11 protein-coding genes are annotated in these 15,857 nt (G+C 54.9%); 9 read left to right on the top strand and 2 right to left on the bottom strand.

Features of this window, described 5'->3' with window-relative positions; all coding sequences use genetic code 11:
* Window positions 1-56 precede the first annotated feature (56 nt).
* A complete protein-coding gene (locus MKY74_RS31465) occupies window positions 57-884 on the top strand; it encodes an aldo/keto reductase (protein ID WP_076175554.1) in 828 nt (275 codons plus the stop codon).
* Between the two features lie 87 nt (window positions 885-971).
* On the opposite strand, the gene MKY74_RS31460 is transcribed toward MKY74_RS31465, so the two are convergent.
* Window positions 972-1,838: a helix-turn-helix domain-containing protein gene (locus MKY74_RS31460; protein ID WP_076175556.1), complete on the bottom strand. Its 867-nt coding sequence runs from the start codon at window positions 1,836-1,838 to the stop codon at window positions 972-974.
* A gap of 199 nt (window positions 1,839-2,037) precedes the next feature.
* On the opposite strand from MKY74_RS31460, the gene MKY74_RS31455 reads away from it, so the two are divergent.
* From MKY74_RS31455 to MKY74_RS31420, 8 genes are all read left to right on the top strand, one after another.
* Window positions 2,038-4,377 (top strand): glycoside hydrolase family 95 protein, encoded by a 2,340-nt coding sequence (locus MKY74_RS31455; protein WP_076175558.1) that lies wholly within the window; start codon window positions 2,038-2,040, stop codon window positions 4,375-4,377.
* A 273-nt stretch (window positions 4,378-4,650) separates the two neighbouring features.
* Window positions 4,651-6,942, top strand: a complete 2,292-nt coding sequence (locus tag MKY74_RS31450) for a helix-turn-helix domain-containing protein (RefSeq protein ID WP_076175561.1) — start codon at window positions 4,651-4,653, stop codon at window positions 6,940-6,942.
* A gap of 266 nt (window positions 6,943-7,208) precedes the next feature.
* Window positions 7,209-8,150 carry an ABC transporter permease gene (locus MKY74_RS31445; RefSeq protein ID WP_244169437.1) on the top strand — a complete coding sequence of 314 codons (942 nt, stop codon included), beginning with the start codon at window positions 7,209-7,211 and terminating at the stop codon, window positions 8,148-8,150.
* A gap of 15 nt (window positions 8,151-8,165) precedes the next feature.
* On the top strand, window positions 8,166-9,074 hold the full coding sequence (locus MKY74_RS31440) for a carbohydrate ABC transporter permease (protein ID WP_076175564.1): 909 nt from the start codon (window positions 8,166-8,168) through the stop codon (window positions 9,072-9,074).
* A 128-nt stretch (window positions 9,075-9,202) separates the two neighbouring features.
* A complete protein-coding gene (locus tag MKY74_RS31435; protein ID WP_076175567.1) occupies window positions 9,203-10,870 on the top strand; it encodes an extracellular solute-binding protein in 1,668 nt (555 codons plus the stop codon).
* 173 nt (window positions 10,871-11,043) lie between these two features.
* Window positions 11,044-12,831, top strand: coding sequence for an alpha-1,3-galactosidase-related protein (locus MKY74_RS31430; protein ID WP_076175569.1), 1,788 nt, complete (start codon window positions 11,044-11,046; stop codon window positions 12,829-12,831).
* A gap of 5 nt (window positions 12,832-12,836) precedes the next feature.
* Window positions 12,837-13,481 (top strand): HAD family hydrolase, encoded by a 645-nt coding sequence (locus MKY74_RS31425; protein ID WP_076175572.1) that lies wholly within the window; start codon window positions 12,837-12,839, stop codon window positions 13,479-13,481.
* On the top strand, window positions 13,468-14,637 hold the full coding sequence (locus tag MKY74_RS31420; protein ID WP_076175574.1) for an SGNH/GDSL hydrolase family protein: 1,170 nt from the start codon (window positions 13,468-13,470) through the stop codon (window positions 14,635-14,637). The genes MKY74_RS31425 and MKY74_RS31420 overlap by 14 nt, the downstream gene beginning before the upstream one ends.
* Window positions 14,638-14,782: 145 nt before the next feature.
* On the opposite strand, the gene MKY74_RS31415 is transcribed toward MKY74_RS31420, so the two are convergent.
* Complete coding sequence (locus MKY74_RS31415; RefSeq protein ID WP_076175577.1) at window positions 14,783-15,682, bottom strand: aminoglycoside 6-adenylyltransferase; 900 nt, start codon at window positions 15,680-15,682, stop codon at window positions 14,783-14,785.
* Between the last annotated feature and the right edge of the window lie 175 nt (window positions 15,683-15,857).

Below are 15,857 nucleotides of genomic sequence, written 5' to 3'. Positions count from 1 at the left end.
TGGGTGGTTTTCAGTCATCTACGACATTTACCTGATTCGAAGGAGGCGTCTTACTCATGAACAATCTGCAGTCCACCACAACCTTGTCCAGCGGATATGCCATGCCATGGCTCGGGCTGGGCGTCTACAAGGCACAGGAAGGCAATGAAGTCGTTAGCGCGGTGAAAGCGGCCATTGCGCACGGCTACCGCAGTATTGACACGGCTGCGCTGTACGGTAACGAAGAAGGTGTCGGCAAGGCGGTCTGGGAATCCGGCGTTCCGCGTGAGGAGCTGTTCATTACCACCAAAGTTTGGAATTCGGATCAAGGTTATGACTCTACCCTGAAGGCGTTTGAACAAAGTATAAGCAAGCTAGGCCTGGACTATGTGGATCTGTACTTGATTCACTGGCCGGTCAAAGGCAAATACAAGGATACATGGCGTGCGCTGGAAAAGCTGCAAAAGGACGGCAGGGTCCGTACGATCGGCGTATCCAACTTCCACGTTCATCATTTGGAAGATCTGATGCAGGATGCCGAGGTGAAACCGGCCGTCAATCAGGTGGAGCTGCATCCGCTGCTCTCCCAAACGGAACTGCGCAGCTACTGCAAATCGCAGGGCATTCAGATTGAAGCCTGGTCGCCGCTGGCTGCGGGCCAACTGCTGGACAATGAAGTGCTGGCAGGCATCGGCGCCAAATATGGTAAATCCACCGCGCAGGTCATCATCCGCTGGGATCTTCAGCACGAGATCGTGACGATTCCGAAATCGGTCAAGGAGCACCGGATCATCGAAAATGCCGATGTGTTCGACTTCGAATTGACGGCGGACGAAATGCAGCAGATCGACGGGTTGAACCGGAACCAACGGACCGGCGGGGACCCGGATAATTTTAATTTCTAAGCAGCATCTATCAGAGCAAGTATGACCAACCCAATCGCGTATTCCGGCTGACCAGCGGATGCGCGATTTTTTATTCTTTCCCCGGACTCATACCCGGTGCAGCGGATTCAGCCGGTACTGGCTGGGAGTCGTGCCGTGAAAGCTGCTGAAGTGCCGGGAAAACGGGTGGATGGACGGGTAACCCAGCTTTTCCGCAATCGCCGTAATGCTCAGGTCAGTTTCGACCAGCATATGAGCTGCCCGCTTCATCACGAGCTGGTGATGGTAGGCCTTCGGGGTCATCCCCGTTTCGCGCAGAAACAGTTCATGGAAATAAGTGCGTTTCAGACCGCAGAACCGGGACCAGGCTTCAACCGACTGTCCATGCTCCGGACGGCTGTTCAAATACTCCAGCAGGCGGACAATGCGGTAATCGCTCGGATGCTGCACGTTCACGGCGTTGTGCCAGGACAGCATCCAGCCGTACAGAAAGCTGTTCACCGTTTCGCTGCGGTAAAACTTGGATTCGCTGTACATCCTGGCGATCATGGCGATTCCATCATACAAATGGGGATGGGCGCGCAGGGAGAAGACGCTCGGAAGCCGATCCAGTTCATCGCAGGGCAGTTCGATAGACAATCGTTCAAAGACGAAAGGATCGGGCGCATGGATGAAAGACCGGCTCGGAGAGAGCGGGTTGGCGTCATCCCATAAATCGAAATACAGATTATACGAAGGCAGCGGATGGGACGGGCGGATGTGAAAAGCATGCGGCTGGCCCGGACGCAAAAAAATGAGCGTTCCCCGCTCGATCGGATATTTGACCCCTTCGACCTCCATTTCTCCAGGGCCTTCATTAAACAAGTGAAGGGCATACACGCTGCCTGCGCGCAGATGCTCGTTGCTGCTGCCGTCGTACAGATAACTCATGGAGTCGCCTACGAATGGAGTTATCTCGGATAAGCTTTTGTTCATATCATGTCTCCCCCGCATTTAGAAGGTGTATGTTTGCTAATTCAAAACGATAGATTGGCGGATGAATTGATAAATCAATGGATGCGTTAACAAAGACGGATTATACATCAAAATGATACGATAAAATCAACGGTACCGGAATAGAATTCAGTAAGAAAAGCGGATGAATTCGCAAATAAATTATGGTGGAGGATATCGGATGAATGACTTGAAGCTCTGGTACGAAGGCCCTGCGGCAGGCTGGGCACAGGGGCTGCCGCTCGGGAACGGCAGAATGGGCGGCGTGATTATATCGGCTCCGCACAAGGAAGTTTGGAGCCTGACCGAGGTCACATATTGGTCGGGACAAGCGGAGCCCTGCCACGGCCGCTCCAATACGAAGCAGGATTTGGAGCGGATGCGTGAGCGCTTTTTTGCGGGCGATTATGCCGCTGGCGACAAGCTGGCGAAGGAGCATTTGCAGCCGCCCAAGCGCAACTTCGGCACGAATTTGAGCCTGTGCGACATCATCCTGGAGTGGCCTGCGGCAGCCTCGGAAGGGGGAGCGGAAATGCGCCGGGAGCTGGATTTGCAGCAGGCCGAGGCGCGCTCCGCCGGTATAATGAACGGATACCGGTTTGAACGGGAGACGTTCATTTCCCATGCGGACGATCTGATGGTGTCCCGGCTGTGGACCGAGGACCCGGCCGGGCTAACGTTCACGCTCCGGCTCGAGGGCCGCACGGAAGAGTTCAGCAGCGAAGCCCGGGAGCCGGACATGCTGGCCTTTGCCGGCAAAGCGGTCGAAACCGTGCACAGCGACGGAACATGCGGGGTGTCCTGCAGCGGAGCGGTACGTGTCCAGGCCCGCGGTGGCAGCGTGCTGGCCCCGTCCGGAACGATCCGGGTGGAGCGGGCGGAAGAAGTGTGGGTGTACACCGCCGTGCACACGGATTACCGCCAGCAGGACGATGCATGGAGGGAAGCGGGCTTCCGCCAGCTGGAGCAGGCGCTTGTCAAAGGCTATGACCGGCTCAAGGCGGACCATGCCGCCGATTACCGGCCGCTGCTGGAGCGGGTGCGGCTGGATCTCGGCACGTCAGCGGCGGCAAGCCTGCCGACCGATGAGCGGATGCGCCGATTCCGGGCGGGCCAGACGGATGATCCGGCGCTGTTCGCGCTCTTCTTCCAGTACGGCCGCTATCTGATGATCGCCGGATCACGCCAAGACTCACCGCTGCCGCTGCACCTGCAGGGCATCTGGAATGACGGTGAAGCGTGCCGGATGGGCTGGAGCTGCGACTATCATCTGGACATTAACACGCAGATGAACTATTTTCCGGCGGAAATTGCCAATCTTGGCGATTCCCACGAGCCGCTGATGCGCTACGTCCGGGAGCTGGCCCAGGCCGGCTGGTCGGCCGCGCGGCAGTATTACGGTGCAGAAGGATGGGTGGCCCATGTGTTCTCGAACGTCTGGGGCTTCTGTTCGCCCGGATGGGAGACGTCGTGGGGCCTGAACGTGACGGGCGGCCTCTGGCTTGCGACCCATATGATGGAGCACTACGAATACGGCATAGACGACAAGTTCCTGGCCGAAGAGGCGTACCCGGTGCTCAAAGCAGCCGCGGCCTTTTTCCTGGACTACATGACCGTGCATCCGGAATTCGGCTGGCTGGTGACCGGGCCTTCCAACTCGCCGGAGAACAGCTTCTATCCCGGGTCTCCGGAGGAAGGAGCGCAGCAGCTCTCCATGGGTCCGACGATGGACCAGGTATTGGTTCGGGATCTCTTCACGTTCTGCCTGAATGCAACCCGAAAACTGGACGTGGACGCCGGGCTGCAGCGGAAGTGGGAGCACGCCATCTCACTGCTGCCTCCATTGCAGGTCGGCCGGCGCGGCCAACTGCAGGAATGGCTGAAGGACTACGGCGAAGCGCAGCCGGAGCACCGCCATTTGGCCCATCTGTTTGCCCTGTATCCCGGCAGCCAGATCACGCCGCATCATACGCCGGCATTGGCGGAGGCGGCGCGGGTAACGCTGCAAAACCGCATGGGGCGCATCGACCTTGAGGACGTGGAATTTACCGCCGCCTTATTCGGTCTCTTCTTCGCCAGACTGCACGACGCGGACCGGGCTGAGCATCATATCGCCCATTTGATCGGCGAGCTGTGCCTGGACAACATGCTGACCTATTCCAAGTCGGGGATCGCCGGGGCGGAGACGAATATTTTCGTAATCGACGGCAACTTCGGCGGGACGGCCGCGATCGCGGAGATGCTGCTTCAGAGCCATGCTGGGGAAATTCATCTGCTGCCGGCGCTGCCGGACAGCTGGCCGGACGGGGAAGTTCGTGGGCTTCGGGCCAAAGGAAACATGGAAGTGGACTTGACATGGAAGCATGGCAAGCTTGTCCACGCCCGGATACAGGCCTTGTCGGGTGGAACCGTTCAGGTATATTGCGGGGATCGGAGCGTGACGCTGAATTTAACCGCCGGCGAGGTGCATACGCTGGACGGAGCGCTCGCCGCGAATACGGCTGCCGGACGAACAAGCTGAGCCGCGCCGAGCTTCGGTGAACTTTAGGCATAAAGGCAATTGCAGCCGTTCGGGCTGCGGTTGCCTTTTCTATATACAAATCATGATTTACGGCCTCCTCAGTCCCGGTGATGCTGCATTCTAACCGCAAAACAGGGAAAAATGTACCTTTTGGCTGGAGTGTACCTATACAAATTTGCGATCAAGGCTTTATTATGGAATGTACGCTGCATGAGCAGGCTATACATCTTTCAACCCACAAAATGATAGCGCTATCAAAATAAGGGGGATATCATGCTGAAACGTTCCAGCGTTTTTCGAAATTTTCTGATTTCTTATATCGTCATTCTTCTGATCCCCTGTGTGGGCGGTTACATTTCTTACCTCACCTCGATATCCGTTACACAGTCCATCTCGATCGACAACAGCTTGATTCAGCTGGAAAAGAGCCAGGAGCTGCTGGAGCACCGGATGGCGGAGGTGGAAGGCATGACCCGGCAAATCGCCATCAGCCAGGAAGTGAATATGCTGATGAACGACCGCCATCAAGTGCAGGATGTGTACGGTTTGTGGAAGGCGATGCGGAACGTGCTGACCTTTGGACAAACCAACGATTTTCTTCAAAACTATTTCATTTATTTGGCCAATTACGATTTGATCCTGACTTCAGGCTCCACTTTTCGGCCGGAGCATTATTATGAATATTTTCATTATGACGATATGTCGTTTGACGAATGGAAGACCCAGGTGCTGCTAAAGACCCACCGCAGCGAAATCAAGCCGTTGACGGCCTATACGGAGAGGGGAATGGGTACTTCTGTCATTACGTTTATGCAGTCCTTGCCGCTCGACAGCTTCAACGATTCCTCGCCGGCGAGCGTGGTGGTCATGATCGACGAAAAAACCATTACCGGTTTGCTGTCAGGTCTGACCAAAGGATTTGGCGGATGGGTGCATATCTATGACAGTCAAGGAAATACGCTTGCGCTCCAAGGGAGCGTTCCGTCGTATGTGGACAGATTGAAGGATGACCCGGCTTTTGATGCCAATAAAACGAGCCAATTTTATAAGGATGACCTGGTCATCACAACCCGTTCGGACAAGAACGGTTGGGTGTACCAGGCCGGCATTCCGCGGACTACCCTCATGGAGAACGCCAACAAGATCAAGCGCGCCACCTTTATCCTTACCGGAGGGACGATGCTGATCGGCCTGCTGGTCGGGCTGCTGCTGGCGCGTCGTCACAGCGTTCCGATCCAAAGCATGATCGGTATTATCAAAGAACAATTCGGCCGGGACGATCTGGAGAAAAGGAATGCGTATGATTTTCTTAGCGGCAATATCGCCAATATGATCAAGACCAACAAACAGCTCGAAGGCGAGCTGACCCTTCAGCTTCCGCTGGTCCGCGACGCTTTCATTAAGCGCCTCATTGCAGGCGAATTCGAATCGCACGATGTCATCGTGGCGGCGGCCAAACAGGCCAACATTTCGCTCGAAAAGGAGAGCGGTTATGCAGGCATTCTCTGCATTAACGGATACTCGGGTATGGACAGCGTGGAAATTTTGAATGAGCTCAGTGCCACACGCCTCCTTGTGAAACAAGCGCTGCTGGAAATCGCGGGTCCGCTGCCGGTATCCGACCTTGGATCCGATAAGCTTGTCGTCTTGTTTTTCTCGCACGAGAACCGGGAACCCGGGCAGGACGAGGAGGAGCGGATAACCGCGCTGATGGAAGAGCTAATCCAGCATCTGTTCCAGGAATACAAGGTTTCCATCCAGGCTGGTTTCGGCGAGGGCTTTGAGACGCTGATGGATGTGAGCCAATCGTTCGAGCAGGCCAAGCAGGCGCTGGAATATGCCGTGTTTGTGAACTCCAAGGGCATGCTGTGGAATCATGAAGCCCGCATCGAAAACACGACGTATTATTACCCGCTCGACGCGGAGCAGCGCCTCGCAAGTACGATCCGGGCCGGGGAAGAGGAGGAGGCCGGCAAGATCATCGACGGCATTTTCGAGCAAAATATCGCAAGGCGCGAGTTGTCTGTCGAGATGAGGCATCAGCTCGTCGGTGAGATCAAAGGAACTTTCCTCAAGCTGCTCGATCAGAAGGTTTTCCAGGAGTCGAACATGCTGGAAACTGTGAAGCGGAGGGTCATCGACATCGGCCCCGCCGAGCCGCTGGATTCCGTTCAGGCCGAAATCAAGAGCATTACCGCCACGCTGTGCAGTTATATCGCCAACAAGAAAAAGGACTCCCATGCCAAACTGGTTCAGCGGATGTACCAGTACACGGAGGAGATGTACGCCAATCCCGATTTGACCCTGTACCGGGTGGCCGAATATGTGGAACGTCCGGAAAAATACATTTCCCAGTTATTTAAAGAAGTGACCGGGGTCAATTACTCGGACCATCTGATTAAGGTGCGCATGGAGAAAGCTGCTGAACTGCTCAAAGAAAGCAATCATACGGTCGACGATATCGCCGCCCAGGTGGGGTACAACAGCTCCCATTCGTTCCGCAGGGCGTTCAAGCGATTGATCGGCGTGACGCCGAGCGTTTACAGGCAAACGCTCGACGAATAGCACCAGCTCTTGTAAGCCGCAGGATCCGTTTGAGGACGATGCGGCTTTTGTGCGTGCGGAAGCCGAAGCGGAAATATGTACAGCGCTTAGAGCGATGGACCCCCGAAAAAAGGGAAATTGGATGCAAAACGACCGAAGTGTACCTGTTCAAGCGCCCGTTTGATCCACTATGCTCAAGCAAGAAAGAAAACGCTGTCATTTCATCACGCATCCACGCTGATGGCATAGGGGGGATTATTATTCTGAACAAGCAAGCCGCAATTCCAATGAAGCGCAACAGCAGTACGCGCAAGGTCAGTTACTGGCAAATTGCCGGTAAAAGCATGAAGAAGCATTGGCAGCTCTATCTGCTCGTGATTCCTCCGCTGTTATTTTTCCTTATTTTCAAATACTACCCGATGCTTAACGCAGTCCTTGCATTCAAGGATTATAACGTCATTAAGGGGATTTGGGGCAGTCCATGGGTAGGCTTCAAGCATTTTGAGCTGTTCTTTAAAAATCCGCTGTTTTGGACATTGCTCAAAAACACGCTGCTGCTGAGCGGTTATTTGATCCTTGCCGGATTTCCGATTCCGATTATCCTGGCGCTGATGATTAACGAATTGCGCGGGAAGAGATTTAAGAAATTCGTGCAGATGGTCACCTTTGCCCCTTATTTTATTTCCACGGTGGTTATGGTGTCGATCGTCATGCTGTTCCTGTCCCCGAGGCTGGGCTTCGCCAACGTCGTCCTGAATTATTTCGGGCTTGAATCGGTGAATTTTTTGGGCGACCCGGGCATGTTCCGCTCCATCTATGTCTGGTCCGACATTTGGCAAACGGCTGGCTACAGTGCGGTCATCTATCTGGCGGCCCTGGCGGGCATCGACCCGACCTTGTACGAAGCAGCCAAGGTGGACGGCGCTTCGCGGTTCCAGAAAATCTGGCACGTCGATTTGCCGGGCATCGTTCCGACCATCGTCATCATTCTGATTTTGAATGTCGGCAACGTCATGGCGATCGGTTTTGAAAAAGTATATCTTTTGCAAAATCCGCTGAATCAGGTGAATTCGGAAATTATCGCAACCTATGTGTACCGGATCGGATTGCTGAACGCAAACTACAGCTTTGCCACAGCCGTCGGCCTGTTTAATTCCGTCATCAATCTCATCCTGCTGCTGACCGTAAATGGATTGGCGAAGCGGCTGACGAACAACAGCATTTGGTAAGGAAGGAGCAAAGGTATGACCATTCAACTCGCAGGAAGAAAAGCAATCAAGGAGTCGAAGGGCGACCGCCTGTTTTTAGGTATCGTCTACACCATTTTGATCTTGGTCGTCCTGGCGGTTCTGTATCCGCTCGTCTACATTTTAAGCAGCTCCATCAGCAGTCCGGCGGCGGTTACCTCCGGAAAGGTATGGCTGTGGCCGGTCGACATTTCGTTTGAGGGCTTCCGCGTGCTTTTCAGCAGGCAGGAAATTATGACGGGCTATTTAAACTCAATTATTTATACGGCGGCAGGCACCCTGATCAGCGTCACGCTGACGGTCATGATTGCCTACCCTTTGTCCCGGAGGTCCCTCTTTGGGCGCAACGTATTCATGATGATCATCACGTTTACGATGATTTTCAGCGGCGGGTTAATTCCCACCTATATGGTGGTGAAAGAGCTGCACTTGATCGACACAAGGTGGGCGCTGCTCATTCCTAACGCCATCTGGGTATGGCAGGTGATTATCGCACGCTCCTTTTTTCAATCGTCGATTCCGGGGGAACTGCTGGAGGCCAGCGAAATCGACGGCTGCAGCGATATCCGGTTTATCCGCAGCGTCGTGCTGCCGCTGTCCAAGCCGATCATTGCCGTTCTGGTGCTGATGTACGCCGTTGGGCAGTGGAATGCCTATTTCGATGCGTTGATCTATCTCAGAAGCGCAGACCTGTTCCCGCTGCAGTTAGTCCTCCGGAGCATTATTATCCAGAACAACAGCTCGGGCGGAACGATGGACGCCATGGCGATGGTGCAGAAGCAGCAGCTGGCCGAATTGTTAAAATATGCGCTGATCGTGGTGGCGACCCTTCCGGTGCTTGTCATTTACCCGTTCGTGCAGCGCTATTTCGTGCAGGGGATGCTGGTCGGATCGGTCAAAGGATAACCTTGAGGTGCTGATTTCGGCACGCCATCCTGATTCTTATTCCATTTCAAATGGAGGTGGTGCCCTTTTTTGAGAAGAGGAAGGCATAAGAAGCTTGCTGCAGAACTATTAAAGAGGGAGCGATTCGATTGAAAAAAAGCCTAATACGAATGTTTATCCTGCTGATGGCTACCTTCGTCGTCATCAGCGGTTGCTCCGGCAAAAAGACAGATAGCCCGGACAGCGCACAGGGAGGCGGTACCGCAGCCGACGGAGGATCGTCGAAGCCCGTACAGGTCAGCGTGTTCGCTGTCCAGGAATCGGGAATCGACATTCCGACGAACAAGTTTACCAAATTCGTCGAGGACAAATTTAACATTCAGTTTAAATGGCAGATTAACCCTTCTGACGGAGCTAAGGAGAAACGCCAGATTTCGCTGGCAAGCGGCGATTACCCCGATGCTTATCTGCTGACAGCCTACATCGATGAATTTTCACAGGCTGACGTCCTGAAATACGGGCAGCAGGGGGTGCTGATTCCTCTGAACGATCTGATCGACCAGTATGGGCCCAACATCAAGAAGGCGATGGAAGAGAGTCCTGAAATGAAAGCTCTTGTCACGGCCCCTGACGGCAATATCTATGGGCTTGGAGCCTACACCGAATGCTTCCACTGTTCCTATCCGAACAAAATGTGGCTCAATACCGAATGGCTGAAAAAGCTCAATCTTCAAGAGCCGAAGACCACGGAGGAATTCAGAGAGGTTCTGAAGGCTTTTAAAACGAAGGATCCCAACGGCAACGGCAAAGCCGACGAAGTTCCGCTCAGCGGTTCGACAGAGGACTTCGGCGTCCGCATCATTCCTTATCTGATGAACAGCTTTATCTATGACGATGACCGGAACTATTTGACGATGAGCAGCGGCAAGGTGCAGTCCGCCGCTATTACGCCGGAGTGGAAGGAAGGATTGAAATACGTTAAGTCCCTCTATGATGAAGGACTGATCGACCCGGGCGCATTTACGCAAAATGCTGAGGCCTTCAAAAAAGTCGGCGAAAATGCCGGTGCTGAAATTCTTGGCGCAGGAGCAGGCATGCACCCGGCCATCTTTGTCAATATCGACCCGGGCAACACCCGTTCCGCACACTATAACCCGCTGCCGCCATTGACCGGTCCGAACGGCATCTCGTATGCCACGCATGATGCCGGGGGCGTCACTTCCGGAGCTAAATTTGTTATTACGAATAAAGCAAGCAAAGAAGCGCAGATCGCATTAATTAAAATGGTGGATTATATGTTCACGCCCGAAGGGCAAACCAATGCCGGAACCGGTATGAAGGGCATCGATTGGACGGATCCGGAGCCGGGAGACAAAGCGCTTGGTGAAGGCGTCAAGCCGATGGTCAAAACGATTCCGACGAAGGAAGGCGAGCAGCCGCACAATGCGGGATGGAGCGGAATGGGGCATTTCTACATGCCGAAAGAATACCGCGACACCTGGGTACAGGGCACCGATATTTACGCTTCGGACGGCTATGAGCGCAGATTGTACAACGCTACGCTTCTGTACCAAGGACATGAGCCTAAAGAAATCTTCCCGATTTGGTCCGTCTGGATCGATCCAACCGAAATCGACGAAGCCAGCATGCTTCAGACCAACCTGAAAAATTACATTGAGCAAAATGAACTTCAGTTCGTGACCGGCAACAAAGACCTGGACAAAGATTGGGACGCTTACGTGAAAGGCTTGAAGGACCTGCAGCTGGACCGTTACTTGGAAATTTTGCAGACGGCTTATGATAAGTTAGCAAAATAATACGATATAACAAGGAACCGGCGGCCGGCAAAGCCTGCTGGTTCCTTTGCGGGATGCCGGTTCTATAACAGACTGGCATCTTCGGCATTTCCGTTCATTTTAAGAACAAGGGCCGATTTGTAAAATCAGTTAATCAGTGAACGGAGCAGACAACGCATCGAAAGGAGCAAGGCATGATTGATTCTGGAAATCCGGGTCCGGCGCTGTTCAAATTGATATCATTGGCGGACTTTGGCGACGCTGAGGGCTTACAGGTCAACGCAGGGGCGGCCATGCGGCTTGCGCTTGAGGCAGCCGGTTTGCATGATGGCCCTGTCGTATTGGACGTCCCATTTGGAACATATCATTTTTATCCGGAGCATGCCGTCAAGGCGGCTTATCATATTACCAATACGGCCAGCGAGGAGGAAAACCCGGACGTCACGAAAACGGTCGCGCTGCTGCTGAAGGGGCTTCGCCGGCTGACGCTGGAGGGGAACGGTTCCCTTTTTGTGATTCACGGCAAGCAAACGATGCTTCTGCTGGACGGCTGCGCGGATATCGAAATCCGCAACCTGCGCTTCGACTATGCGGTGCCGACTGTGACCGAGATGACCGTGGAGCGGCGCGGAGAGCATGAGCTCGACGTTTGCGTGCATCCGGATTCACATTATGAACTGGAAGACGGACGTCTCACTTGGGTCGGCGAAGGATGGAGGTTCCGGGAAGGGCCGGTACAACACTGCGACTTGGTCCAAAATGCCACCTGGCGTGTGGAAGATTGGCCGTCACGGGCTGAACGCATTGAGGAAATCGGCAGCCGGCGGCTGCGGTTTCATTTTGGGGAGGAACCCGTTCCGCATGTTTCGCCTGGAATGACCGTACAAATGAGAGACGGTATTCGTGACCAGGTCGGCGTGCTGATCCTGGAATGCGAGAGGATCCGTCTGATCGGCATGGGTCTTCATTTTATGCATGGGCTGGGCATCGTCGGCCAGTTCAGCGCGGATTTGACCTTCGCCGATCTGGATGTGACGCCGCGCCCTGAGACGGGGAGAACGGTGGCGGGCTTCGCCGATTTTATCCATTGTTCAGGGTGCCGGGGCCGCGTCTCGATCACGGACGGCCGGTTTGCCGGAGCCCATGACGATGCGATCAACGTTCACGGAACGTACCTCCGCATCGTCGGCCAGCCGGCGCCCGATCAAGTGCGGGTTCGATTCATGCATCCGCAAACGTATGGATTTCGCGCTTTCTTTCCGGGAGACGAGATTGCCTTTGTCGATGCCCGCAGTCTTACGTCCTATGCTTTCGGGCGGATCGCCGCGGTGAAGATGCTCGACCCCCGCGAGCTGCTTCTGACATTGGAGCAGCCGGCCCCAGTATCGATAGGGGATCATGATGTCATCGAGAACGTGACGTGGACACCGGAGGTCGTGATCGAAAGGAACCATTTTGCCAGAATACCGACCCGGGGTATACTGGTGTCGTCGCCGCGGAAGACAGTCATAGAGGGCAATAGGTTTGAACGCATGAACATGAGTGCCGTTCTGGTTGCGAGCGACGCGAATTCCTGGTACGAATCAGGTGCAGTCGCGGATGTGCGCATTGCGGGCAACCAATTTATCGACTGTGGCGGAGAGGAGCATCCCGTGATCCGGATCGCTCCCGAGAATGAGCCTTCCGTGCCGGACGTGCCGGACGTACCGGTCCACCGCAACATCCGGATCGAGGATAACCGGTTCAGAACGGCTCATGCCATGCTGCTGTCGGCGCGAAGCACGGAAGGGCTGGCCTTTTGCCGAAACGATATTTTGCTTGCAGTGAAGGCTGGCAGCAAAGATGGCCTGTATTCGGGCGGGGTCTTTCATAGGCAATACTCTGACGGACTTTTTAAGCTTGAACGCTGCAGCGGAGTTAAAATGGCCGACAATTCGGTCGGCTTCATGGTGGCTCCGACAGACGAAAAGAACGAGGAATAAAGGAGATGGACGTCATCGACAAGAAAAGACTGATCGTATTTTTGGACAGCGGGGATACGCTGGTGGACGAGTCTACCGAGGTTCGTGACGAAGACGGAATCGTGGTCAGCGCCGACCTGATTCCAGGGGCCGCGGAGATGGTGAAGACGCTGCATTCGCTTGGCTTTACGCTTGCGCTCGTGGCCGACGGAGACGCACAATCTTTCAAAAACGTGCTGAGTCAGCACCGCCTGCACGATTATTTCGATGCGCTCATCATTTCCGAGCTGATCAAGGCCACCAAGCCGAGCCCGCGGATGTTTAAAGCAGCGATCGGCGCGCTGAACGGGTCCGAAGCGGATTTTGCCCGCACCGTCATGGTCGGCAACAATTTGAGCAGGGATATTAAAGGCGCGAACGCCCTCGGCATCATCAGCGTTTTTCAAAGCTGGACGCCAAGGTACCCCCATACGCCGGCAGACGAATCCGAGCAGCCCGCTTATACGATCAGCGAACCGATGCAGCTCATCGAACTTGTCAATCGGCTGGAAATGGAGCTTGGGGCAGCGGAAACGGAAGGCGAGAGTTCCGAACCCCGGAAAGTACGACAAGAGCGGCAGGAGCGGCAGGAACGCCAAGCAAAGGGGGCCGGGGACCATGCCGCATTCTAAGCCGATTCATGCGCATGCGTATCCCCAGCCCATCATCCATACCCGGAGCGGTCTACCCGCATTTCAGGATAAGATACGTAAGGGACTGCCCGTAACCGTTGCTTTTCTTGGCGGGTCCATCACGGAGGGAGCGGGAGCTTCGGACGCAGATAAGACCAGCTGGCGGGGACTGACGCAGGCCTGGCTCGAGGATCGGCACGGCGCCGGCCGGGTGGCCTGCATCAACGCCGGCGTCGGCGGCACCGACTCGACCTTCGGCGCACACCGGCTGCAGGAGCATGTTCTGGAGCACGGGCCGGTCGATCTTCTGTTCGTCGAATTCAGCGTCAACGACGGGACGGACCGCAGCGAGTCGATCCGCGGCATGGAGGGGATCGTCCGCGGCTGCAAGCGGCGCTCGCCGCAGACGGACCTTTGCTTTGTCTATACCGCAGCGGACAAAAATTTGGGACCGGGCGTCCCGTTCAACATTGCCGTACACGAGGAGGTCGCTGCGTATTATGGTATCCCTTCCGTCAACTACGCCTCCGCCATTCAGCAGGGCGTCGAGGAGGGGCGCTGGACATGGAGAGAACTCGCGCCGGATGGCGTCCATCCGAATGACGAGGGACACGCGCTGTATGCCCGCTTTGCCCGGGAATTCCTGGAGCCTTTCTTAGAGACAGGACTGGATGCGATAGCTGAAGCCGGTCATGTCACCAGCATGGGGAGGGATGTCCTTTCCCTCCCGCCTTTGGAAGCGGGGAATTACGAGTACGGACGGATGATCCGGGCGGACAGCATTTTAAGCCAAAGAGGATTTGACTACAACGGGCTTCAGCATAGGCCTGTTATGAACTGGCGGTACGATGACGGACACTTGGAGGCGCTGAACGAAGGAGCAAGCCTCAGTTATATCGTGACCGGCCGCGGAACGGGACTCTGCCTGTTCATGGGCCCCGACTCCGGCATTCTGGAATACGCCGTGAACGGGGGCCCTTTTCAAGAGGTGAACCTTTTCGACGATTGGTGCAAGCTGGCTTACAGACCCGTGATCATCGTGTTGGCCAGCGGTTCCGAACCGGCTGAGATGCAGGTGGAGGTCAGAAACATCGGACGAAAAGACGTGGAGAGTCTGGGAACGCGACTGCAGGTGCTGCGAATCCTGAGCCATTAAAAAGTGGATAGCATGTCTCGCTCTGGACGGGACACGTACGCCTCAGCCATGCTCTAGAGAAAAACCAGCCAGGCCCCCGTCAGGGTTCCGGCTGGTTTTGGTGTTATTCACGACCGTTACGGGAAAACGTTACTATGTGCTGTACCTACGCTTCTTTACCTGGCTCACGACCTGGCGGGAATATTTCAGCGGCCCCGGGTTCCAGTGTTCGGACACGCTCCAGGTAAGCCGTCACCCGGCGGTCATCTTCATGGGGATAGGCAAAGCCGAATTTCGCCGCCACTTCTTGCGCCGTGCTGCGGAATAGGTCGGTCATCGTAAACAGCGCGTTCCAAGCATCTTCGTATTGGCCTTTTGGATAGGTGGCCAAAAGCTGTTCCCAGCTCGATTCGGGAATGTATCCCTTTAAGTACTTCCCGTTTTTGCCGGTGCTCACCGAGAACCCGGTAAGGACGCCGGCCTGCCATTCGAGCATCTTGACCAGCATCTCCCGGATGATGTTCAAATGATCAAGCGCGTACAGGATCTCCTGTCTCCACAAGCCTTTGGCGACGTAGGGCGAGACCCACCAAAACTCGTTGCAGCAGTCAGCAAATAGTTTAGCGGTCGGCTGCTGTACCCAATACCCCTGATCCGTAGGCTCTGCAAGCTGCGGCAGGCTCTGGTCTTTGTCCAGCAGCACCACGGCCAAGCGGTCACCGCCGTTCCAGTCATCCTTTTTATCGATCGGGCAAAGGGTCAGGTCAATCCGATTGCCATCCGTGAACAGCATAAGATACGGATAAAATCCGTCCATAGCCGGGGGAACGAGCTTCATCTCCTCCGGTTTTTGCATGACGATCCGGTCGCCGAATACGTTAACCCAGTCGGGATCCTGGATAAAAGACCCCACGTCAGTCACGACATACACAATATCGTAATCCTGAAAAACATCCTTCGGCGCATTCGGATTCGTCCGCGAGCCGTTCATCCCAGCGGCCCGGATACGCTCGTCGCTTTTGGCTACATTTAATATCAAATCCAACATTTCTCGTTCGCTTCTCATCCCGGGTACAGCCTCCCTGTTTTATATTCATTTGGAATGGGGTCATGCTTACAAGAGGCGGTCCACGAATTCGGATACTCCAGCGAACGACGAGTTCACGTTACAAGTGGTCAAGCAGCTTCTTCATGATGATTGTCCTCCTTTTTAGTGGTGGGTGCATCATCTGCAGAACGGA

Source organism: Paenibacillus sp. FSL R5-0378 (genome assembly GCF_038009285.1).
In the GTDB taxonomy this organism is placed as follows: domain Bacteria; phylum Bacillota; class Bacilli; order Paenibacillales; family Paenibacillaceae; genus Paenibacillus_AQ; species Paenibacillus_AQ favisporus.
Note: the sequence above shows the minus strand (reverse complement) of the source record. Positions and strands in the feature narration are given on the sequence as shown.